Below are 22,365 nucleotides of genomic sequence, written 5' to 3'. Positions count from 1 at the left end.
GCATGACACCTAGGGGAAACCTAATTTGAACAGGAGAACCCGATGATCAGCATGAAGGCAGCGGTCTTTATCGAGCCCGGACGGATTGTCCTGCAAGACAAGCCAGTGCCGGATATCGGCGCGACTGACGCGCTGGTCCGTATCACTACCACCACCATCTGCGGTACGGACATTCATATCCTGAAAGGTGAGTATCCGGTCAAGCCCGGCCTGACCATCGGGCACGAGCCCGTGGGCGTGATCGAAAAACTCGGCAGGGAAGTCCAGGGATACCGGGAAGGGCAGCGCGTGATTGCCGGGGCGATCTGCCCCAGCTTCCATTCCTATGCTTGCCAGGACGGGCTACCTTCACAAGACGGCCAGTCGCACGGACATGGCTACAAGCCGGCCGGTGGCTGGCGCTTCGGCAATACCATCGACGGTACGCAGGCGGAGTACGTGCTTGTGCCCGATGCGCAGGCGAACCTTGCTCCCGTCCCCGACGGCCTGAGCGACGAGCAGGTGTTGATGTGTCCGGACATCATGTCCACCGGTTTTGCCGGCGCCGAGAATGCGGGCATCAAGATCGGCGATATGGTTGCGGTGTTCGCGCAGGGGCCGATCGGCCTGTGCGCGACGGCGGGCGCGCGGTTGCGCGGCGCGGCCCTGATCATCGCGGTAGACGGCATCGACACGCGACTGCGCATGGCCAAGGAGATGGGTGCGGATATAACGATCAATTTCCATCAGGTCGATGTGGTCGACGAGATCCTGAAACTGACCGGTGGCCGGGGCGTCGATGCGGCCATCGAGGCGCTGGGCACGCAAGGGACCTTCGAGACCGCGTTGCGTGTGCTCAAGCCGGGAGGCACGCTGTCAAGCCTGGGCGTCTATTCAAGCGACCTGCGCATCCCACTTGACGCTTTCCATGGCGGCCTTGGCGATAATCGCATCCTGACGGCGCTGTGCCCCGGTGGCAAGGAGCGGATGCGCCGCCTGATGCAGGTCATTCAGAGCGACAGGTTGAATCTCGGGCCGCTCGTCACGCATCGGTTCAAGCTTGATCAGATCGAATTGGCGTACGAGTTGTTCGCCAACCAGCGCGATGGCGTGCTGAAGGTAGCCATCACGCCTTGAACACTGCCACACGCCGCGGTTGCGGTGCGCGCGGGCTCGCATGGCAACGGTCTGCTTGCAGCGCGGCCACTTCGTCCGGCCGCCCCGGCCTGCCGACCGGGATCTGAGGCATGATCCTGGTCTGGAGAATGTCGGCAGGGATGTCCGTGACCATGTGCCTGGCAAGGTAGCCTGGCGCTAGCGGTCTAGCCAGGTTTGCACGTGGTCATTGCCCGGCGAATGAGTGGCTGCCACGTGCTATCCGGCGTCGCTCAGGCGGATCGAAATGGCTTCACCCAGTCCACCCGCCGCCGGTCACCGGCGCGATCCGCCATGAAGGTAGGCTGGCCGGCGCCTCGCCTGCGTGCTCAACTGGCATGGGCGGGCCTCTTTCGCGAACTGGCTGCGGCGCCACCTCCTACTTCGGCGCCGGTGCCGTTCAACGCGGGATTCCACGCCGTGGCTTGTCTGAATTTCTCGAATATTTCCTGCACCGGCGCCACCATCGAAGCGGTATTCCCCGCCTGCTGCAAGCTCATCGCCTGGCATCGCTGCCAGGACTCGCCGATCTCGCGCATCTGTTCGACGATGGCGGTCTGGTTGTGGATGGCTAGACTCATCCACGCTTGCATCAGGTGCGCGCAATGCTCGGCTTCGGTGCGCAGGAAAGTGACTGGCAGCGCGGCGAGCGCGGCGATGTTGTTTGCATTGGCAAGTTGCGCACCCACTTCGCGCGTTGTCTTGATGTCCTTGCGGATGGCTTCCAACTGGAATTCAAGGAAACGCTGGCGGCTCTCCTGCAACAGGGTCAGCGCACGCAGGCCCGCCTCGCAATTGGCGCTGAAGTATGCGAGTGGGACGTCAGTCTGGTCCGTCATGGTCTCTCTCCGTGATTGGCGCGCATACCCTGTGCCGCTGCAACGCCATGCTTATTCCCACGCGGGAAGAGCCCCGGATTGGCATTGCTGGAAAGGACGAGTGCAGGGCATGCATGTCAGGCAACTCGTCTGCGAGATGCTTCTGAAGCGTGGCGGCCGCGCTCGTTGATCCACATCGAGCGTTGGGCCTTCCATGGCGTGTCGCCAGTGGGAATGGCGGCGACTCCTGGCCGTTGCCGCGGGCGTCGGCCGGATCAGCCGGGCTTTCCGCCCGAGGCCGGGCAGGTCCTGACGCCGAGCAGGCTGTAGAGAGGACAGATGCGGACGAGCCCCGTCAGGACCGGAATCACGCCGATCCATCCCCACACACCGATCGTGCCGGTGACGGCAAGGCCGATCAAGGCCAGGCCGACGACGATCCTGAGAGTGCGGTCAACCGTACCGATATTGGTTTGCACAGCGTCCTCCTTTCGATAGCCCGTTAAATACAGGTGCGGCGTCGCCGGGTTCGTTTCGCAATTCGGCGGCTGCACGAGCCCAATATATCCAGCTGGCTACCGGTGGCGTTGATCTATGGCAACTTTGATGCGTACCAGCGCTGGAGTGCCTGCCGCGCCGTTAAACGGCTCCCGTGTCAGCGGCCGCGTCGCGGGCACTTCGACTCGCAATAGACCCAGTCGCCTTCCATCTCATTGACGCGCAGGCGAACAGGCGACGACACGCTTGCCAGCCATGATGGTTTTGGTCCGTGTCAATCTGACTGCGGGCGCCGATTGTTCCAGTATTGTCGGTGACGCCGCGCGCGGCTTGATCCAGCGCAATGCGGCGCGAGGTGGAACGAGTCGTCGACCATTCTTTTGCCCTCATGTGCGGCGGCGTTGGCAATCAGGCGTCGCCCAACGCCTGATACAGCTCGTCCTCCTGCGCGAAATGCAGACGCAGAATCGCATTCAGCTCATACAACAGGTGCCGGACCTCCTGCGCGCTTTCCAGGTCGAGGCCGTCCGCCGCCTGGTCGGCGGCGATGCGCTCTAGCATGCCCACCAGATGGAATATCTCGCGATGCCCGCCGCTCAGGGCGGCCAGCGGGTCCTTGCCGCCAAGCCGTTGCGCCAGCTCCGGATACAGATTGGCGTCGTCGCGGAGCTCATGCGCGAGCAATTGCTGGCGCAATGCCTGATTGAGTTGCGCGAGTTCCACGGCCGCGACTCTCCCAGGGAGGCCGGCTACGCGATCCGCCATCGATCTCACTTGGCCGAGCACCTGTCTCAGTTCGCTGTGTTCGGCCTTCAGTTTCGTGGCTTCGGCCGGCGTGATTTGCGCGGGCCGCCAGTCCGGCCCTGGCTTGCGTGCCCGCAGTGCATTCAGGATCACCGCGACATCGATCAGTTCCTGCAGCAGCGCACCTGCCAGCGGCGGCAAGTAGCCGAACGCGGCTACTATCATCGCCGCCAGGGATAGCGCCATGCCCGCCACGACGCTCTGCACGGCGATACGGCGCGCGCGGCGGGCGATCTGGATCGCCTCAGCCAGTCGGTCCAGGCGGTCCACCAGCAGTACGACGTCTGCTGCCTGCGCCGACGCAGCGGCGCCCGCCGCGCCCATCGCCACCCCGACATCGGCAGCCGCCAGCGCGGGCGCGTCGTTGACGCCATCGCCGACCATGATGACCGTATCGTGGCGCTGCGCCTCGCGGATTGCCGAGAGCTTCTGCGCTGGCGTCTGCTGGGCGCGCACTTCCGTCACGCCAAGCATCGCACTGGTCATCTGCGCCACGTCGTCGCGATCTCCGGTCACCATGACCATGCGCCAGATTCCGGCCTGCCTGAGCAACCGCAACGCACGGGGCGTGTCGAGCCGGATCTGGTCCTCGAGCTGCAGCGCGCCGCCCATGGCGCCATCGATGCCAAGAAAGACGGCCGACGTGCCCTCATAGCTCATTCGCCGCAACAGCGCCGTGCTCCATGGCTTGGGCGCGGTTGTCTTAGCCACATGGGCCAAGGAGCCCATGGTGACAACGTGTCCGTCGACGATGCCTCTCAGGCCGGCGCCTGGCTCCTCGCAGACCTGCGCTGGCAACGCCAGCGCCAGGCCGCGCTCGCGTGCCGCGGCCACCAGCGCGCGGGAACTCACATGCACCGATGCCTGTGCCAGCGAGGCCGCCAGGCGCAGCACGTCGTCTGGCGCGTGTCCCGGCGCTGCCTCGATTGCCGAAACGTGGGCATGGCCGGCAGTCAGCGTGCCCGTCTTGTCGAAGAACAGCACGCGGCTCTGCGCCAGCCTTTCGAGTGCGGCGCCGCTTTTGACCAGGATGCCCCGGCTGGAACTACGCGACATGCCACAGACGATGGCCACGGGCACCGCCAGGATCAGTGGGCAGGGCGTCGCTACGACCAGCACCGCAAGCGCCCGCCGTGCATCGCCGGTAATGAACCAGGCCACACCAGCCACCACCAGTGCAAGGGGCACCAGCAGCAGGGCGTAGCGGTCGGCCATACGCATCGACGGGCTGCGGCTTTGCTGTGCTTCCATCACGAGGCGGACAATGCCAGAGTAGGTACTTTGTGCCGCCGTGGCGCCGGCAAGCATCTCGAACGGCGCTCCGGCGTTGACCACGCCGCTATGCAGCGGCTCGCCCGGCGCGCGACGCTGCGGCATCGCCTCGCCGGTCAGGGTGGATTCGTCCAGGTCAGCGGCCTCGATCAGCGTCCCGTCGACGGGTACCACTTCGCCGGCGCGTACGAGCAGGCGGTCGCCCGGATGCACGAGGTCCAGCGGCACCAGCCGCCATTCGCCCTCTTCGTAGCGGCTTGCCTCGCGCGGGGCGTGGCGCAACAGGGCGCTCATCTCGCTTGAGGCGCGCGCTTCCGCGTAGCTCTCTAGTGCGCGTCCGCTCGCCAGCATCAGGGCAATCACGGCCGCGGCGAAGCGCTCGCCAAGCCACCATGCGAAGCCGATGGCCAGCAGCGCCAGGACATCGACCCCAGCTTTGCGGCGCCATGCCGCCAGGACTGTGCCGGCACTCAGGGCGACCAACACCGGCAGGATGCCGATCAGCCACACGGTGCGGGCGAGCGCGGCCGATCCGAACCAATACAGCAGCGATCCTGCGGTTAGCGTGACCGCGGAGGCCGCCAGGAGCCCCAGATCGAGCCAGGGATGGCGGCGAGGCTCCGCGAGCGCCATGTCAAGATCAATCGCGGCGGGTGAGCGCGATGGCGAGAAGCGCCCCGCAGGCGGCGGCAATGGCTGCGGTCGTGCCAAGCGCGCGCCATGGGTGTGCCTGTACATACTCCTCGCCGGAATCTGCCCAATCCCGTACCTGCTCGCGGCCCTGCGCCTGCAACTCGCGTAGCCGCAGTTGCAATGTCTCCAGCCGTGTCTTGAACTGCTCGCGGGCTTGACCGGCTTGCTCGCCGGTCAAGGCGGCGGCGTCGCGCAGCAATGCCTGCACATCTGACAACAGGACATTGATATCGCGCTGTAGCGTGGCACGGTGCGCGGACAGGGCGGATCTGAGGTCGTTCACGGCGGTCTCCTGGCTGGTTCAACGAAGTGAATGCGGTGGGATGAGGCGTGTCGGATCCGCCAYGGGGGATGGCGGAATGGTATCTCCAACTATAGGCAGGGCTCCGGCGCGTCGGTTGACCGGCGTCAAGTCCGGAAGGACGCTCCGCGCCACAGGCGTGATTGATCTGCATCAATGGCCGCCGAGCGCCCGACACTAGACTGAATGCACGGCACCGGCGTGCCTTGGCGACCCCTGGCCATCGCCGATGTACTCCATGGGCGACTTGATCGGCCCGTATCAAGGTCAGGCCAGGAGAAGCATGATGAGGATCGAAGAGAGTTGCCCGCTGTCCGCCGTTCATCTCCCGCATAAGTGCACACCGCGGGGCAGAGGCACGACCGCCATGTCGGTGCGYTGATGGTGACAGAGCCATTCGGAGGCGGCCAGCGCGCGATGGGCATCGTAACGGATCGCGACATCGTACTTGCAAGACCATGGTGCCTGGCATTCCCAACCTCGCTTACCAGTTGCTGGTGAACGTGCTGCAGGAGTTGCAGGCCGACGTCCAGGCCGGCACCGCCGGTTACCTTCAAGTGCTGGTGGCGGACGCGCAGTACCACCAGGCCGAGATCGGCTACCTGCAGGCGAGGACCCGGCGGCTGCAGGGCACCGCGGCCTTGTTCTTGGCGCTGGGCGGGAGTTGGGACGCCAGTGCTGCGCAAGCACAGGCAAGGCCGCCATCATGATTGGCCGGGCGATCCAGTACCTGGGCGAAACGGTGGGCCGGCTACGGTGCCAGCCTCCTGCATCGGCGCAAGGCGCGGCAGGTACCGCGCCGACGGACAGGCTCCGGCGGCGTGCCGGACGCGCTGCTGCGGGCCGCCGGCATTCCGCCGGCGACCCTGCTGCAGCAACTGGATACCAGCCCGGAGGGGCTGACAGGCGCCGAGGCCATCGCGCGCCTGCAAAACGTCGGCCCCAACCTGGTGGATCACGAGCGCCCGCGCCCGGCGGTGCTGGACCTGCTGCGCCGTTTGCTCAATCCGCTCAATGTGATGCTGCTGACCCTGGCAGCGGTATCCTCAGCTATCCACGACTACGACGCCGCCGCGGTAATTGCCGTGATGGTGATGCTTAGCGTTGGCTTGGCCACGGTGCAGGAGCGCCGCTCCGGACGCGCTGCTGCGGCGTTGCGCGCCATAGTGCATACCACCGCCACCACGCAGCGCCGGTCGGAGCCAGGGGCATTGCCCATCACCAGCGAACTGCCGATCGGCGCGCTGGTGCCGGGCGACATCGTTCACCTGTCGGCAGGTGACCTCGTTCCGGCCGATGCCCGGCTGCTGACTTCCAAGGACCTGTTCGTCAACCAGTCGGCCCTCACCGGAGAATCGCTGCCCGTGGAAAAGTTCGCGCTGGAGAGCGCTAGCGGCGACGGACCTGGCACGCTGGAGAATATGGTGCTGATGGGCACGGCCGTGGTCAGCGGCAGCGCGACCATCGTGGTGGTGCTGACCGGGCCGCGCGCCGTGTTCGGCGGCATCGCCCGCTCGCTTGAGGAAGAGACGTCCGGCACCGTGTTCGAGCAAGGCCTGCAGCGTTTTGCACGCCTGATGATCGGCCTGATCGTGATCCTTGCGCCGCTGGTGTTCCTGATCAACGGGCTGACCAAGGGAAACTGGCTGGAGGCGCTGCTGTTCGCGGTGGCCGTCGCCGTGGGGCTGACCCCCGAGATGCTGCCGATGCTGGTGACCGTGAACCTGGCAAAGGGAGCGCTTGCCATGTCGCGCCGCAAGGTGATCGTGAAACACCTCAGCGCCATCCAGAACCTGGGCGCCATGGATGTGCTGTGCACCGACAAGACAGGCACTCTGACGCAGGACCGCATCATCCTGAAGAAGCATGTGGATCTGGCGGGGCATGAGACCGCGCGTGTGCTGGAATTCGCCTACTTGAACAGCTACCACCAGTCCGGCTTGCACAACCTGCTGGACAAGGCGGTGCTCCTGCATGACGAGGTGGGCGAAACGCTGCGGCAGGAGGGCGGCTACTGCAAGATAGACGAAGTGCCGTTCGATTTTGAGCGGCGCCGCATGTCGGTTGTGGTGGACGGGCCGCAGGGCAGGCTTCTGGTCTGCAAGGGTGCGGTGGAGGAAGTCTATGCCGCATGCGCCAGCGCCGAACTCGGAGGGCAGGCCATGGCGCTTGATGACTCGCATCGCCACTCGCTGATGACGGTCTGCAACGCACTCAACGAAGATGGCTTCAGGGTGATCGCGATCGCCTACAAACTTTTGCCGCCGGCGCCGGACACGCAGCCGTATTCGGTGGCCGACGAATCCGCGCTGATCCTGCTTGGCTATATCGCGTTCATCGACCCGCCCAAGGATAGCGCGGCACCGGCGCTGGCCGCCCTGCGCGACAGCGGCATCGAGGTCAAGGTGCTGACCGGCGACAGCCCGGTGATCGCGCGCAAGATATGCCGGGAAGTCGGCCTCGACGTGGATCGGGCCGTACTCGGCGCGGACATCGACGGGCTCTCGTCGCAAGCGCTGGGGGAACTCGCGGAGCGCACGCAGCTCTTCGCCAAGCTGGCGCCGGCGCACAAGGCGGCCATCGTCAAGGCCCTGCGGGCGCGCGGACGGGTGGTGGGCGTACTGGGCGATGGCATCAACGACGGGCCTGCCTTAAAGACGGCCGACGTGGGCATCTCGGTGGACAGCGGCGCCGATATCGCCAAGGAGTCTGCCAGCATCATCCTGCTGGAAAAGAGCCTGTTGGTCCTGCATGACGGCGTGATCGAAGGTCGCAAGGTCTTTGCCAACCTGCTCAAGTACCTGCGCATGGGTGCTAGCTCCAACTTCGGCAATATGTTCAGCGTGCTCGGCGCGAGTGCCTGGCTGCCGTTCCTGCCGATGGCGCCGATCCAGGTGTTGACCAACAACCTGCTCTACGATTTTTCGCAGACTGCGCTGCCGACCGACAACGTGGACGACGATGCCGTCGGCCGGCCGCGCCGCTGGGAGATCGGCAAGCTCGGCCGCTATATCCTGTGCATCGGCCCAATCAGCTCGCTGTTCGACTACGTCACCTTTGCGACGCTCTACTGGGTACTGGGCGCCAGCACGCCCGCGCAGCAGCACCTGTTCCAGACCGGCTGGTTCCTGGAGTCGCTGCTGTCGCAGACCCTGATCGTCCACGTGATTCGCACGCGGAACATTCCCTTTGTGCAAAGCCGCGGCAGCACCACGCTGATTGCCACCACATTGACGATCTGCCTGATCGGCATCTGGCTGCCGTACTCGCCGCTGGCGGCGCCGCTGGGCCTGCTATCCCCGCCGGGCACGCTCTGGCTATTCCTGCCGCCGATCATCCTCGGCTATTGCTGCCTGACCTATGCGCTGCGCGGATGGCTGATCCGGCGTTTTTCGATTGACTGAGGCGCTATCCGGGGATCCGTGGCCCAACCCTTGATATAGCACAAGGACTGGCTTCGCCTACGGCCTATTCTGAGCGCAAGCGGGAACTAGCTCGCAGCGCGCAGCCGCCGCACGAAGGATGGGAGGCAAATCGATGAATTCGCCACTTGCCCGCTTTGCGGGGCGGGAGGAAGCCGCAGCGCAGCTAGCCGCGGCACTCTCCGAATATCGGGGCCAGCATCCCTTGATCCTTGCCATTCCGAAGGGCGGCGTACCCGTCGGTCGCGGACTCGCCGACGCGCTGGAGGGGCAACTCGATGTGGCACTGGTCAGCAAGCTGGCCGGCCCCGCCAACGGCATCGCCGCGATCGGCGCGGTGACCGAGAACGGCTGGACCTACCGCGTGGAGAACCCGGTAGGCGGGCAGCCCGATCCCATGCATTTTGCGCGGGAACGGCTGACAAAACTCGATCTGCTGCGGCAGCAATGTGCAATCTACACATCGCATCGCGCACGGCCTGACCCGCATGGCCGCGTCGTGATCCTGGTGGACGACGGACTCTGCACCGGCGCCACCATGATGGCGGCGATCCACGCGGTACGCAGGCAGCAGCCAGCCAGGCTGGTTTGCGCGGTTCCCGTGGGCACCCTCCAGGGGCTGGCGGCGGTTCGCGCCAGCGCCGATGAGGTGGTGTGCCTGCGCACCGCCGGGCCAGATCACGATGTCCACCATGCCTACCAGTGCTTTCCGGAGGTGGACGACGGAGTAGTCCGCGCACTGCTCTGGCGCGATATCGAACCGCACAATGCCGAGGCCATCGGAACGAAAACCCTGGCGGCCGCTGTGCCGGTAGGCATCCCGTGCGACGGCATCAGGCTGCACGGCGTGCTCGACGCCCCCGCCAGTCCTGTGGGATTGGTGCTGATGGTACATGCCAACGGCATCGACGACCATGCCGTGCGCAACCAGTATGTGGCGAGGAAACTGCGCGGCAGGGGGCTGGCCACGCTACTGGTGGACCTGATCGGGCCACGAGAGGTGATGCGGATGGAGAAGCGCCGGGACATCGCCATGCTGTCCGGCAGGCTGCGCGGGGTAATACAGGCGGTGCCAGGCTACGTGCACGCGCGGCTGCGTTTGCCGGCGCTCCCGCTCGGCTGCTTTGGCACCGGCACCGCTGCGGCCGCCGCATTGAGCGTGGCGGCGGAGGAGGGGACGGATTTACGCACGCTGGTCCTTGCCGCGGGACGCGTGGACCTGGCCGATGCCGAAATCTTGGGCAAGGTGACCATACCTACGCTTCTCGTGGTGGGCGCCAGCGATCCGGAGGGCATTCGGATCAATGACCTGGTGTTCGGCAGGCTTCGCTGTCCCCGGCAATTGCGGCTGGTGGCGGGCGAGGGCAGGGTATTCGAGGAACCCGCAGCGATTGAAGAACTGGCAGCGCTGACAGGAAGCTGGTTCTCGCAATTGCTTGCCGATGGGCGGATCGTTGTCGTGTAGGCATGCCCGGGGTTGTGCTTTTTTTACGTTGGTGGATACGGGGGCAAGGAGGGGCTGGCGCTTATCACCATACCGGCGCAATAGACTGGGCAGGCAGCAGTTTGCTTGTGGGCGCCAGCAAGCAATGCTTTCTTGACTATGCTTTTGATCAGGATTTCAAACTGTTGCGGAGTCAGCGCTGAGGGAATCAGGAAGGAACGCCATGAACAAGTCCAATAAGCAAGAGTGGAAAAAACGCGATCCCGATGGCGCGACACCGTATATGACCTTTGAGGAGCAGCGCTTCCGCCGTCCGGTTTTATACACCCTAAGTGAGCGTCTTAACGCGATTTCTTGGCCGGCACCAGCTTCTTGAAGTTATCGCTCCGCCTGACAATCGCCGCCGAGAACTCCGGCATACCTGGAGCGCTGATTCCAGAGTCCGGCCCATCTTTGACACGGGACTCGTGCGCACCTTGTATTTTGGTCAAGTGGCCGTGGTCAAGGCTAACGATGGACGTCACCAGGATGATTCGCTTTGTGTTGCCAGCGGCAAGCACTCGCGGTGATTGTGACAAGAGGACTACCTTCACGCCGAAGGAGCGCTTCATGCCTGCGGCTCGCCCTGGGCTGTAGAACTCGTCGCCACGTGGAGATACTGGTGGAGCCGCGGCGAAGTCCATTTCGCAACAATTGACTTTCGATAAACGTCCAAATGCCAAGGCGCCCCGGCCATGCCGAAATAGACTATCTGCTATATGCGAAGTGCCGTTGCCGGCAGCGTCAGCATATGAGAACTTGTGCGCAGGAGCCATTGACGCTCCTCGTTCGTGCGCAGCTTGGGTGCCCAGGCTAACGCGCGAGCGAATAAGAAGACAGCACTGGAGACTTTATGCTAGTCAGCACCTTTCACATCCCGCACACCGAGGAAGCGCTTGATTCAGACAGCAGACCCCTGTTGATGCGTCGCCGCACCTTTGTATCGATTGCGACCATTCTGGCGGTTGTCCTTGGTTCGGCTTCGGTTTTGGCGATCGCACAAGATGTCTACCCGAGCAAGCCAGTGACGATTGTGGTCGGTTTTCCACCGGGAACCGCGACGGATACCGTCGCCCGAGTAATGGCCGAGCGTCTTTCGAAGCGGCTTGGTCAACAGTTCATCGTGGACAATCGCCCAGGCGCCGGCGGGAGCATCGGCGCGGGTATCGGCGCACGGGCGAAGGCTGACGGCTACACGCTGCTGATCGGTGCGTCTGCGCCTCAGGCAATCAATCCCCATCTATACAGCAAGCTGACATACGACGCACAGAAGGACTTCGCCCCAATCGGTCTACTTACGTGGCTGCCGTATCTGTTCGTTGTCAGCAAAGAGAACTCCGCAAAGGATCTAAAGCAGTTTTTGGACGCGGCAAGGAAAGCCCCCAATACCCTGAGTTACGCGACAACAGGGGTAGGAACCACCAGTCATCTCGTGATGTCGGTCCWTATGTCGAAGGCGGGCGTGAAGATGGTTCACGTTCCGTACAAGGGAAGCAGCCAGGCGCAGACCGACATCCTCGGCGGGCAGGTCGCATGCACGTTCGATACTTTGGTTTCGGAACTGGCTATGGTGAAGAGCGGCAAGCTCAAGGCGCTTGCAGTGAGTACGCCTAAGCGCACAGAGATTTTGCCGGGCGTGCTGACTGCGGCTGAACAAGGGTTCCCGGGCTTCGATATGGGGGCTTGGCTTGGGCTCATTACGCCGGCCGGTGTGTCGGCCGATATCCGGAAAAAACTGGCGAAGGAGGTGAACATCATCCTGCAAGAACCAGAGACCAGAACGAAGCTGACTCAGCTAGGAGCCGAAGTTCGCACCACGTCTTCACCAACTGAGTTCGGGGCATTCATGAAGAGTGAGTACGACTCTTGGGGAAAGATTGTGCGTGATTTTGATGTTAAGGCTGAGTGAAGGAAGGAGCCAGAGCGAAATGGGAAAAATGAGTAGCTCCGAGATGAGTGAGCATGAATGGGAAACACGCGTTCAGCTTGCCGCATGTTATCGGCTAGTGTCGCACTTTGGAATGAGTGACCTGGTCTACAACCATATCACTGCCAGAATTCCCGGTCCCGACGACCATCTACTCATCAATGCATATGGGTATATGTACGATGAGATCACCGCGTCCAACCTGATCAAAATCGATATCCAAGGGAATGTGATCCGCAATGCCAATCCTGACTATGGGATCAACCAAGCTGGTTACGTTATCCATAGCGCTGTGCACAAGGCGCGCCAGGATGTTCAATGTGTTCTGCACACGCACACACGCGCGGGCATGGCGATCTCCAGCCTAAAGTGCGGACTACTTCCGCTGACTCAGACTGCGATGCGATTCGCGAAGATTGCATACCACGACTATGAGAGCGTCGCCTTGGATTTGAGCGAGCGTGAGCGGTTGGTTGCCGATTTAGGCGATCGGGATGCCATGGTGCTCAGGAATCATGGTCTGCTTGCCGTGGGACCAACTATCGCTCAGACCTTCAACACCATTTACTGGTTGGAGATGGCGTGCAAGGCTCAGGTCGACGCCCAGGGTTGCAACAGCGAATTGTATTACCCGCCCCAGGAAGTGATCGAGAAAACGCATCATCTCTATCGGCCGACAACGCGCAGGCCTTACGGCGAGATGGAGTGGGCCGCGATGCTTCGTCTAGTGGACCGCAAGGATCCGAGCTACAAGCTGTAGTTTGGGTCTGGCGCTTGGACTTGCCCGACGCGGCAAGCAAACGTCCATTGGCATTTTTCATCTAATCTACGTCATGCCCAAGCAGTACACGAACGGACGCAGCGCCTTCCTCCAACTCCTATTGAATGAAGGTGTGACACACTTATTCGGCAATCCCGGCACGACCGAATTGGCAATCATGGAGGCAGTACCGAGCTTCCCGGATCTGAGGTATGTGCTGGGATTGCAGGAGTCTGTTGTCTTGGGTATGGCCGACGGATATGCGCGCGCGTCGGGAAGACTTACCGCATGCAACCTTCATTGCACCCCGGGTTTGGGGCACGCGATGGGCGCGTTGTACAACGCCAAATTCTCAGGCTCGCCAATCATTGTTACCGCCGGACAATATGAGATTGGATATGGACTCACAGAGCCTCTACTCTACAAGCCCTTGGTTCCGATCGCCCAGCCGCTGGTGAAGTGGGCGGTCGAGGTCCAACGGGCCGAAGACCTACCCAGAATCGTCCATCGAGCAGCGAAGATCGCGCTAGCGCCCCCCAACGGGCCCTGTCTTCACTAGCTTGCCCGGCAGTATCCTCGACGAAGAGGCGGAGCTCGATATGGGAGCCGTCTCTCGTGTCGAACTCGGCACCCGTCCATCTGATGCGTTGGCGGGGAGGTTAGCCTTGCGCATTCTGACGGCGCGGCGTCCGGTGATACTGGCGGGCAAGGAGTTGTCCGACTGAGAAGCATTTGAGGAGGCGGAGGAGTTCGCCGAATTTATCGGGGCCGCGGTTTATCAGGAACCTGTGCCCTACAACACTAGGTTCCCCGCAGAGCATCCGAACCATGTTGGTGTATCCGGAAGCAGGAGCTGGTGAGGGCCACGTTGTCGGAGTACGACCTCTTGATATGCCTCCGAGCTGATCTGCTCCGCATGTCTCCATATGGCGCGATCGAGCCATTGCCCGAAAGCCTTCCGGTCATCCACCTTTCCGAGCGTCAGTGGGAGTTGGGGAAAAACTATGCGACTGATATCGCGGTCTGTGCGGACGTCAAGGAGACTTTGAGAGCTCTGCTTGATGGGTTGCGTGCGGGAAGCAACCAAGCCTACATCGATCAAGCAAAGGAGCGCAACGCGCAGTTGGCCTCGATGAACTGGAGCGTGAAGCGAGCACGAAAAGCCGAGGCCCTCCGAAGGCTGGCCGATCAGGTGCCGATCCATCAAGACTATCTGATGCTCCAGATTAGCGAAGTCTTGCCGCAGAACGCGATCCTTGTTGAGGAAGCTCTGACGTCAGCACCCGCGTTGGCTTCGGTTCTCAAGTCCAATGATTCACGAAGCTACTATGGCCTTGCCAGCGGCGGCCTTTCGTCGTAGTGAACAACCGGAGCTATCGTATTGTCAAGGAGCGGCCGCAAGCTCTCCGGGGTATGGACCACTTCGTGGCGATGGACATGACGGATCCGCCGATCGATTTCGTGCGTGTCGCGACGGGCTTGGGAGTCCACGCCAAGCGTATCTCAGACCCGTCGGCAATTGAAGCGGAGCTTCTTGCCGCTGTAAACTCCGGCGGCCCGTCGCTGCTTGAGATCATCGTGGACGATGGCTTCGCCAGTAAGAAGTGAACGACGTACGGAGCTTACACCACTGCAGAGACATCACTGTCGAGATTATCGGTACCGGTTACATGGCTCGCCGCCTCCGATGCGAGGAAGGCTATCAGAATAGTAGCTTCTTCCGCTTGGCCGAGACGGCGTTCCGGCGCGTATCAGCCGCTCCATAGCTATACTGCTGCGCGGTTGCGCCTGTGGTTACGCAACAAGTACAAGGTCATGCGTGGTAGGGGTGGGAACTCCACCCTCGTAGTCTATGGGCACTTCGGTCCCGTTCGTCTGTCGGGTCCTTGGCTGTAGCTTGCCGTGGTCGAAGGGGTGATGCCTTGTCCGGAGAGCGCATTGCGGGAAATCCGCACGACGGGTTCGATGAGCGGCGTATGAAAACGGAACCATGGTGAGGTTACTTGGGCATCGCCGGACGAAAGGGTTGCAACAGACGACCTGAACCTATCGCCACCGCGTCGACTCTACCGTCTGAAGAGACGACTGCCAACCCATGGCGCTGAGATCGACTTTCATACTCCTCGCTATGTGGCCGAGCACCCGAGCCCCTGTTGGGGAAACCGCGAGGCTTCTTATGCCAGCACATCGTGGCTTGCCGGCGCCGTTGGCGGCGACGCCGCCACATGCTTAGCCATCCATTCTGGGAGGGAAATGCAGAGCCTAGCGGCGTTTGTGCGGCGTTCGGGACGGTGTCGTGCGTTAGCTGGGGGCTACTCAGCCGTGAGTTTTCCCTGCTTGATCAAGGCAGCGGCGACTTCTTCCTCGGCCTTCAGGATCTGATCGAAGCGCTGGCCGTTGCCGTAATACGCGCCACTTCCCATTTCAAGCAACATCGCCGCGAATTGCGGGTCCGATACAACTTTCTCCACAGCCTTGCTCAGGATTGCCACCACGTCGGGGGGTGTCTGCTTGGGAGCCAGAATGCCGATATAGGTGCTGGCATCAAATTCTGGCACGCCGACTTGCTTCAAAGTTGGGATCGAGGGCATCGCCGCTGCTGGCGACGGACCACAAACCACAAGCGCTTTGAGATTACCCGACTTCAAATGCTGCAGCGAACTGCTTATTTGATCAAATATCACATCGATCTGACCAGAGATGAGGTCGATTAGCGCGGGACCCATGCCCTTGTAACCCACAAAACCTAGATGGACGTTTGCAGCACTTTCGAATTGCAGCCCGGCGAGATGATTAGGAGAGCCGGCGCCGGCATGTCCCACATTTAGTTTTCCTGGGTGTGCGCGGGCATACGCTAAGAACTCTTCGAAGTTCTTAAATCGAGTGTCACTCCTTCGCACCACCAATACGATTGCGGTCCTGCTGACGACTCCGATCGAAGTAAAGTCCGAGAGCTTGTAGGGGGTCTTGAGCAACTGCGGCACCGTAGCCACCTGCGCAGGTGTCGCACTCAGCAATGTGTAGCCATCGGGTTTTGCCCGGGCAACGAGACTTGCACCTATTGACCCGGATCCTCCAGAATTGTTGACAACCACGATTGTCTGCCCCAGCAATTTCCCGAGAGGGGTTCCTAGCGATCGCGTGACAAGATCGAGATTCCCGCCTGGCGAAAATGGCACGACCAAGGTGACGGGCTTAGATGGGAAAAGCTCTTTCGCGTGTGCGTGCAGAGCAAGGGCGCCAGTGCCGATCGCCACTCCCAATCTCAAAAATGAGCGGCGAGTGTGTAGCATGAATTGTCTCCTTAACGAATAGAATAATTCCCGTTGTAATGGGTCAAAATGGCGCTGGGATTCTTCCGAAAGTAATCGAATCGTTAGTTAATAGTTGATCGAAGACTCTCGCTGCGGACATTTCCGCCCTCCTGGTGTCCTGACGGCAGGCTGAGCGCGATTCCTCCGCCATTTCACGCTTTACGCGCTCAAGACGGGCAGCTCCCCGCAGACAGACGCCCACAATCGACTTTTCCCCAGCACCAGATTGGCTAGACCCAACAGGATGAAGCGTTGTGCCGAAATCTCGCCCGAGCCATTGCTGCGACCCTTGCGATTGCGGTGACTAGAATCAGTCTTCCCCTATGCGAGGAATTGAGAGCCTACGCCAGTTCGGACAGCCTACCCAAACCATGGATTGGCGCCTCAATCCCGGCAAGCCGCAGCAGCTTCCAGAGCAACGCCTGATTGGCTGTCACCACAGGCTTTCCCGTTGCTTTCTCCAGCCTGTGAATGACAGCATGCGCCGGGAAATTGATGCAGCTAAGCAGAAGGCCATCCGCGCGCGCGTTGAAAGTCTCGCTTGCCGCTTCGAAGATCTCGTCTGCCGATGGCGTCGCCAAATCGAAAGCGGAGTTGATGCCGAGATGCACCTCGTCAACAATATGGAATCCTAGCGCCTCAAGGTAGACATGCTCCGCGGCGGCAATCTCTTGACCATACGGTGACACAAGGGACAAGCTGCGGATTCCACAAGCGCGCAGTGCACTGGCAATTGCCCCCATCGCCGTGGTGCAGGGCCGCATCGCCTGCCGTTCAAGATCGCCCTGCAGATGACGGTCGTACTCCGGGCCCTGCACGATACTGCTGGATGCGCAGGCGTAGCCAACAACCGCTGGCCTGCACGTCATGATTTGGGCCAGCGCCCGCGGACCGTCTTCGCAGTCCATTCGCTCGATCGTCGCCGGAGTCAACGCATCCGGCATCAACATTCTGGCCGTGTGTATGGTTGTCCCGGCAGGAGTCGCCTCGTGCATCCACGGCTCCGCCACCGTGTTCACGCTCGGCAGGATCAATCCTATTCGGACTGACGAATCCGGTAGTCCAGGGCGAGCGGCCTTTCCTCGTCTGGTAACAGTGGGGTGCGCTTCATGACTCATTTTGTCCTCCCAGACTCACCTGACTGGGGAAGCCATACAGATTGGCCGGATTGCTTACGAGAATCTTCTCAAACATTGCAGTATCACCGGCCCACGCCGCAAGCAAATCCACCAGCTTTCCAGCATCAGGCATCTTGCGATGCTCCAGCAAAGGGTGCGGCCAGTCGCTTCCCCAGACGCAGCGTTCAGGAGCGGCCGCGATGATCGCGCGGATCGGATCGAGCATATCGCCATGAGGGAATTCTTGGGCCGACGCGCGATATCCGGACAACTTGATCCACGCCCGCCCTGAGCGAAGCAAACGAAGCAGGCTAAGGAATTCCGGATGGGCTAGCCCCTTCGCCGGGGAGACTTGGCCCATGTGGTCGATCGCAACGTGCACGGGCAGATCCAGCAGACGCGATTCCAGCGACGGAATCCGCTCGCCCTTTACCCAAAGCTGGATATGCCAGCCAAATCGCTCAATACGCGCAGCCAACACATCCAAATGTTCAAGCGGCGTTCCGCCTGAAATTGCATTGAAACGTATCCCACGTACTCCCGCCTCGTGCATCCGCTCCAGCTCTTCGTCCGTGATGGCGGGGTCGATGACCGCGATACCCCGCGTCCTTTCCTCACCCAGCAAAGCAATAGAATCCAGAAGGCACCGGTTATCCATCCCGTAGGGACTAGCCTGAACGATCACCATGCGTCCTATGCCCACCGTATCTGCCATCTGCCGATACGATTCGACTGATGCCTCTTCCGGGTTGTACATTCTTCCTAGGGAAAGCGGATAACGCTGCCGCGGCCCGAAGATATGAAAGTGGCAATCGGTAGCATTGACGGGGACATTGACCGAAGGCGCGCTAATTTTCTCCGGCCTCGGGCTGAAAGGAATGTCTAGGGAATCTGCCGCGTCATATACCTGTTGCATGATCTTTAGTCTCCTTAAGAATACTTTCCCGCACTGACCGCCTCCGGGGCTACGGAATAGCCCGGTCAGGCCGGAGCGGCGTTGGGCGCTACCGCACCTGGCAGTGCCTGGCGAAGTCACCCTGCACGTGAGCGACAAGTTTCTGGAATGCCGACCTGAAGAGAATTTCGTAGCTGTCTCGCTCTACATATCCTATGTGGGGTGTCGCCAACACATTGCCAAGCTGCAGCAGGGAATGGTCCGCAGATATCGGCTCGCTTTCATAGACGTCGATGGCGGCCATCCCAGGCGTACCGCCTTTCAACGCAGCCGCCAGGGCACCCGGCTCGACCAGAGCCGCCCGGCTCGTATTAACGAATATTGCGCTTGGCTTCATTGCCTGCAGATCGGCGAGCTTGACGGAGTGCAGCGTTTCCTCGTTGAGCCTCAACTGAATCGTCAGCACATCACTGTTGGCGAACAGACACGCACGGCTCTCCGCGACCTTGACCCCGTCCGCCCGTGCCGCCTCCAGCGAGCGCTGCCGGCCCCACACCAGTACGGTCATACCAAAAGCTTTGGCGTAGCCACCCAGCAACTGGCCAATTCGGCCGTAGCCGAGAATGCCAAAGGTCTTGCCCCGGAGCGTTTCCCCGATGGCGGCGCCGCTGCCCTGATGCCAGCGACCCGTTCGGAGGCTATCGATATACTGAGGAAGGCGCCGATGGGCGGCCAGGACCAGTGCCCAGGTCAGCTCAGCGGCCGAATGCCCATCGGTTTTACCTTCGAGCACGTCGATCCCGCGTTCCGCGCAAGCGGTGGTATCGACATGAGCTGTGACTCCAATACCCGTAGAGCCTGTCTGCACGATCGTCTTCAATGATGGCAGCTTCGCGAGCAGCTCGCGCGTTATGCGGGTCCGCTCCCGGATCAACACAAGGTATTCCACGTCCTCAAGCTGCGCCAGCCCGGCGGCCCCTAGCGGTTGCTCGCTGATCAGGCGTATGTCCGCTGCCGGTAGCGCCGCCCTTAGCTCCCGATAGGCTGCCAGGCCGGGGACAAAACGTTCGTAGTCATCAATGATGGCGATGATTGGCTTCGGCATTGGATCCATTGGGAACCTCTCAAGAACGTGGAGGGGTGGTCTCGGCAAAACTGGGCCGGTCGACGTATAGGTCGCACCACGCGGCAAGCTCGGGGTACTCGTCGCGCCACCGGATCGCCGGGCAACGGAAAGAGACGTAGTCCAGCGCACAGGCCACCGCTATGCCGCCCAGGCTCATCTGGGACGGAAGCATAGTCGTGGAAAGCGCGGCCAGGGAACGCCTGATCGCATTCTCCCAGCGCAGCAGCCAGTGTCTTGAGGGCTCGGTATCGCTCCTGCGCGCTTCTAGGACGGAGGCCACGGCCGCGTCCATCATGCCATCGGCCAGGGCCTGGAGCCAAAGTACGCTGATCCGCGATTCCGGTTCCCGGGGAATCAGCGGCCCGACCCCGGAAAGCCCGTCCAGGTATTCGCAGATCAGTGGGCTGTCGAACAGCGAATCACTGCCGATTTGCAGGGTTGGCACCTTGGCCAGCGGATTCAGCGAGAGAAATTCGGCGCCGTTATCGTGAGGGTTCACCACGGCCTCCTCGACGCTGTCGATCAGGCCTTTCTCCCTCAGCACGATCCGGACTTTCCTCGCATAGGGCGAGCCTGGACTGTAGAGCAGTTTCATCATCGTCATGGGCGCTCAGGCGTGGATGTCGACATGCCTGGTTTCACGAAGGAACAGCACGGCGACTACCAGCGAAACGGCGACGACCATGGTGGGATACCAGAGGCCGAAATAAATATTGCCGAACTGCGCGATCAGCGCGAACGAAACAGTAGGTTGAAGCCCCCCGAACCATCCGGTGGCAATGTGATACGGCACCGAGAAAGAGCTATAGCGAATCCGCGCGGGGAACAACTCCACCAGGATTGCACCGACCACGCTATAGGTCATTGCAGCGTAGATCATCAATACCGCCAGCAGGGCAAATACCGCTGCCTTGTTGATATCCTCGGGCGCGGCGGCGTGCGGATACTGGGCCTTTGTCATACCATCCAGAACGGCGGCCTTGAACTTTTTCTCGGCCTCCTTAAGCTCCGCGGGGGCGAGCCGCGAGGCATCATATGAGGGAATCTCGAGGCTTCCAATTTTTACTAAGGCGACGGTTCCGCTGGCTGCCGGCAGCGTTTCATAGCTGGCGGCATTTTGCGCGAGGACTTGCTTCGCCACATCGCAAGAGCTCGTGAACTTCTTGGTGCCAGTCGGGTTGAACTGGAAGGAGCATTCCTGCGGGTCCGCCTGCACCACAATCGGCGCTGACTGCTGCGCGCGTTCGAGGGCCGGGTTCGCGAAGTGCGTCAAACCTCGATAAATCGGAAAGAATGTCACAGCGGCCAGCAACAACCCCGTTACCAGGATCGGCTTTCTGCCGATCTTGTCGGACAGTGAGCCAAAAACCACGAATAGCGGGCAACCGAACACCAGCGCGAACATCACGAGCATGTTCGCAGTCTTGGCGTCGACCTTGAGCGTCTGTGTGAGGAAGAACAGTGGGAAGAATTGGCAGGTGAAGTAAATGACGGTCTGGCCTGCGCACACGCCGAACAAGGCGATGAGAACCGCCCGCAAGTTCTTCCATTGGCCGAAGGCTTCGGACAGCGGCGCTTTCGAGCGGGTTCCCTCTGCCTTCATTTTCTTGAACACCGGTGATTCGTGCAACGAAAGACGAATATAGAGCGACACCAGCAGCAAGGGTAGTGAGAGCAGAAACGGCACTCGCCATCCCCATTGCTCGTACTGGTCACCCGTGGCGTAGGAGACCGAGATGACAACCACCAGCGACAGCAGCATGCCGGCGGTGCCCGTGGTCTGGATCCAGGAGGTGAACATGCCGCGCTTATTGGCCGGAGCGTGCTCGCAGACATAGATCGCAGCACCCCCGTACTCGCCCCCAATGGCTAATCCCTGCAGCATCCGCAGCGCGATGAGTAGCACCGGCGAAAGAATGCCGACCTGGTTGTAAGTGGGGAGGAGACCCGTGGCGAAGGTGGCCACACCCATCAGAACGATGGTGATGAGGAAGGTGTACTTGCGGCCGATCATATCGCCGAGCCGCCCGAACACCGCGGCCCCCAGCGGCCGCACGATAAATCCCGCGCCGAAACCAAGGAGTGCAAGGATGAATGCCGAGGTGGAATCCAGTCCCGCGAAAAATTGTTTGGCGATGATCGTGGCGACAAGGCCGTAGACGAAAAAGTCGTACCATTCGAAAACAGTACCGAGGGATGCCCCTATGACCGCCTTGCGCGCGTCGGAACCGGATAGTACTTCGGTCGACGTCGCGCTCGACACCGCACCTGTGCTGTTGCTAGCCATGCTGTCTCCACCCATATATTAGTCGGGTGCTTGCTTGCACCCTGCGGGGCCAGTGCGTGACTGGCTTACCGCTAATTTCGTCCATATCGAGATAACTCGCAATGGCATCCCGTCTATAGCAGATAGACCTTTTCGGCATAGTGCGCCTCGTGGCACATCAAATTTGGAAACAGTGAGCGCCATATCACATGGCCTTGCGCGCCAGTCTTCTATTTTGTGCTTAAGTACACAGCACAGCACTCACGAATCTGCCCGAGCTCCTCAACGCGAGCCCGAGGTTGTCAGTTTTGGGGGCGCTTACAGTTTGGTGCTAAAGGAGGAGTGACGCTCGAGAAGCTAGCCGCCGATGCGCTACTGTCATGGCCGCAACCATAGAACTCCCGAAAAAACTGATGAATGTCGATAGCGACAAGAATGGAGTTATCTCGCCAAAGGTCTTGGCGTCTATGAATGCTGTGTCGTGGCGATGGATGCTTAGCTGGGAATCAGCGGAATGCTGCAGGCTGGTGAGAC

20 protein-coding genes and 1 pseudogene are annotated in these 22,365 nt (G+C 61.4%); 10 read left to right on the top strand and 11 right to left on the bottom strand.

Annotated features, from left to right (window positions below; all coding sequences use genetic code 11):
• Window positions 1-42 precede the first annotated feature (42 nt).
• The gene (locus tag AB4Z48_RS29140) at window positions 43-1,116 is read left to right on the top strand and encodes an NAD(P)-dependent alcohol dehydrogenase (RefSeq protein WP_441620422.1); all 1,074 of its coding nucleotides are present in this window, start codon (window positions 43-45) and stop codon (window positions 1,114-1,116) included.
• Here AB4Z48_RS29140 and AB4Z48_RS29135 read toward each other — a convergent pair.
• From AB4Z48_RS29135 to AB4Z48_RS29115, 5 genes and pseudogenes are all read right to left on the bottom strand, one after another.
• Window positions 1,106-1,297, bottom strand: a pseudogene (locus AB4Z48_RS29135) (hypothetical protein); the annotation flags it as partial. The gene AB4Z48_RS29140 and the pseudogene AB4Z48_RS29135 overlap by 11 nt on opposite strands.
• Before the next feature lie 166 nt (window positions 1,298-1,463).
• Window positions 1,464-1,973 (bottom strand): hypothetical protein, encoded by a 510-nt coding sequence (locus AB4Z48_RS29130; protein WP_441620420.1) that lies wholly within the window; start codon window positions 1,971-1,973, stop codon window positions 1,464-1,466.
• 254 nt (window positions 1,974-2,227) lie between these two features.
• On the bottom strand, window positions 2,228-2,431 hold the full coding sequence (locus AB4Z48_RS29125; RefSeq protein ID WP_267601401.1) for a YgaP family membrane protein: 204 nt from the start codon (window positions 2,429-2,431) through the stop codon (window positions 2,228-2,230).
• A 427-nt stretch (window positions 2,432-2,858) separates the two neighbouring features.
• On the bottom strand, window positions 2,859-5,159 hold the full coding sequence (locus AB4Z48_RS29120; RefSeq protein ID WP_441620418.1) for a heavy metal translocating P-type ATPase: 2,301 nt from the start codon (window positions 5,157-5,159) through the stop codon (window positions 2,859-2,861).
• Window positions 5,160-5,166: 7 nt separating this feature from the next.
• Window positions 5,167-5,502 carry a DUF883 family protein gene (locus AB4Z48_RS29115; protein WP_441620416.1) on the bottom strand — a complete coding sequence of 112 codons (336 nt, stop codon included), beginning with the start codon at window positions 5,500-5,502 and terminating at the stop codon, window positions 5,167-5,169.
• Window positions 5,503-5,978: 476 nt separating this feature from the next.
• Here AB4Z48_RS29115 and AB4Z48_RS29110 point away from each other — a divergent pair, with 476 nt between their 5' ends.
• The 9 genes from AB4Z48_RS29110 to AB4Z48_RS29070 all read left to right on the top strand — a co-directional run bounded on the left by AB4Z48_RS29110 (window position 5,979) and on the right by AB4Z48_RS29070 (window position 14,720).
• Window positions 5,979-6,230: a hypothetical protein gene (locus tag AB4Z48_RS29110; protein WP_441620414.1), complete on the top strand. Its 252-nt coding sequence runs from the start codon at window positions 5,979-5,981 to the stop codon at window positions 6,228-6,230.
• A 111-nt stretch (window positions 6,231-6,341) separates the two neighbouring features.
• Window positions 6,342-8,924: a magnesium-translocating P-type ATPase gene (mgtA, locus tag AB4Z48_RS29105; protein WP_441620413.1), complete on the top strand. Its 2,583-nt coding sequence runs from the start codon at window positions 6,342-6,344 to the stop codon at window positions 8,922-8,924.
• A 133-nt stretch (window positions 8,925-9,057) separates the two neighbouring features.
• On the top strand, window positions 9,058-10,407 hold the full coding sequence (locus tag AB4Z48_RS29100) for a phosphoribosyltransferase family protein (RefSeq protein ID WP_441620411.1): 1,350 nt from the start codon (window positions 9,058-9,060) through the stop codon (window positions 10,405-10,407).
• Window positions 10,408-10,609: 202 nt separating this feature from the next.
• Window positions 10,610-10,762 (top strand): hypothetical protein, encoded by a 153-nt coding sequence (locus AB4Z48_RS29095; RefSeq protein ID WP_441620409.1) that lies wholly within the window; start codon window positions 10,610-10,612, stop codon window positions 10,760-10,762.
• Between the two features lie 516 nt (window positions 10,763-11,278).
• Window positions 11,279-12,334, top strand: a complete 1,056-nt coding sequence (locus AB4Z48_RS29090; RefSeq protein ID WP_441620407.1) for a Bug family tripartite tricarboxylate transporter substrate binding protein — start codon at window positions 11,279-11,281, stop codon at window positions 12,332-12,334.
• Window positions 12,335-12,353: 19 nt separating this feature from the next.
• Window positions 12,354-13,112 carry a class II aldolase/adducin family protein gene (locus AB4Z48_RS29085; RefSeq protein WP_441620405.1) on the top strand — a complete coding sequence of 253 codons (759 nt, stop codon included), beginning with the start codon at window positions 12,354-12,356 and terminating at the stop codon, window positions 13,110-13,112.
• 73 nt (window positions 13,113-13,185) lie between these two features.
• The gene (locus AB4Z48_RS29080; RefSeq protein ID WP_441620403.1) at window positions 13,186-13,671 is read left to right on the top strand and encodes a thiamine pyrophosphate-binding protein; all 486 of its coding nucleotides are present in this window, start codon (window positions 13,186-13,188) and stop codon (window positions 13,669-13,671) included.
• 297 nt (window positions 13,672-13,968) lie between these two features.
• The gene (locus AB4Z48_RS29075) at window positions 13,969-14,472 is read left to right on the top strand and encodes a hypothetical protein (RefSeq protein WP_441620402.1); all 504 of its coding nucleotides are present in this window, start codon (window positions 13,969-13,971) and stop codon (window positions 14,470-14,472) included.
• Entirely contained in the window at window positions 14,472-14,720 is a 249-nt protein-coding gene (locus AB4Z48_RS29070) for a thiamine pyrophosphate-dependent enzyme (RefSeq protein ID WP_441620400.1), read from the top strand. Before AB4Z48_RS29075 ends, AB4Z48_RS29070 begins: the two co-directional genes overlap by 1 nt.
• Before the next feature lie 704 nt (window positions 14,721-15,424).
• On the opposite strand, the gene AB4Z48_RS29065 is transcribed toward AB4Z48_RS29070, so the two are convergent.
• The 6 genes from AB4Z48_RS29065 to AB4Z48_RS29040 form a co-directional block, all read right to left on the bottom strand.
• Window positions 15,425-16,405 carry a Bug family tripartite tricarboxylate transporter substrate binding protein gene (locus AB4Z48_RS29065; RefSeq protein ID WP_441620398.1) on the bottom strand — a complete coding sequence of 327 codons (981 nt, stop codon included), beginning with the start codon at window positions 16,403-16,405 and terminating at the stop codon, window positions 15,425-15,427.
• Window positions 16,406-16,767: 362 nt separating this feature from the next.
• On the bottom strand, window positions 16,768-17,421 hold the full coding sequence (locus tag AB4Z48_RS29060; RefSeq protein WP_441620396.1) for a maleate cis-trans isomerase family protein: 654 nt from the start codon (window positions 17,419-17,421) through the stop codon (window positions 16,768-16,770).
• Between the two features lie 112 nt (window positions 17,422-17,533).
• A complete protein-coding gene (locus AB4Z48_RS29055) occupies window positions 17,534-18,460 on the bottom strand; it encodes an amidohydrolase family protein (RefSeq protein ID WP_441620394.1) in 927 nt (308 codons plus the stop codon).
• 88 nt (window positions 18,461-18,548) lie between these two features.
• Window positions 18,549-19,544: a D-2-hydroxyacid dehydrogenase family protein gene (locus AB4Z48_RS29050; RefSeq protein WP_441620392.1), complete on the bottom strand. Its 996-nt coding sequence runs from the start codon at window positions 19,542-19,544 to the stop codon at window positions 18,549-18,551.
• Window positions 19,545-19,563: 19 nt separating this feature from the next.
• Window positions 19,564-20,169: a glutathione S-transferase N-terminal domain-containing protein gene (locus tag AB4Z48_RS29045; RefSeq protein ID WP_441620390.1), complete on the bottom strand. Its 606-nt coding sequence runs from the start codon at window positions 20,167-20,169 to the stop codon at window positions 19,564-19,566.
• 6 nt (window positions 20,170-20,175) lie between these two features.
• Complete coding sequence (locus AB4Z48_RS29040; protein ID WP_441620388.1) at window positions 20,176-21,852, bottom strand: MFS transporter; 1,677 nt, start codon at window positions 21,850-21,852, stop codon at window positions 20,176-20,178.
• Between the last annotated feature and the right edge of the window lie 513 nt (window positions 21,853-22,365).

The organism is Cupriavidus sp. 2TAF22 (assembly GCF_052115045.1).
GTDB lineage: Bacteria > Pseudomonadota > Gammaproteobacteria > Burkholderiales > Burkholderiaceae > Cupriavidus.
Note: the sequence above shows the minus strand (reverse complement) of the source record. Positions and strands in the feature narration are given on the sequence as shown.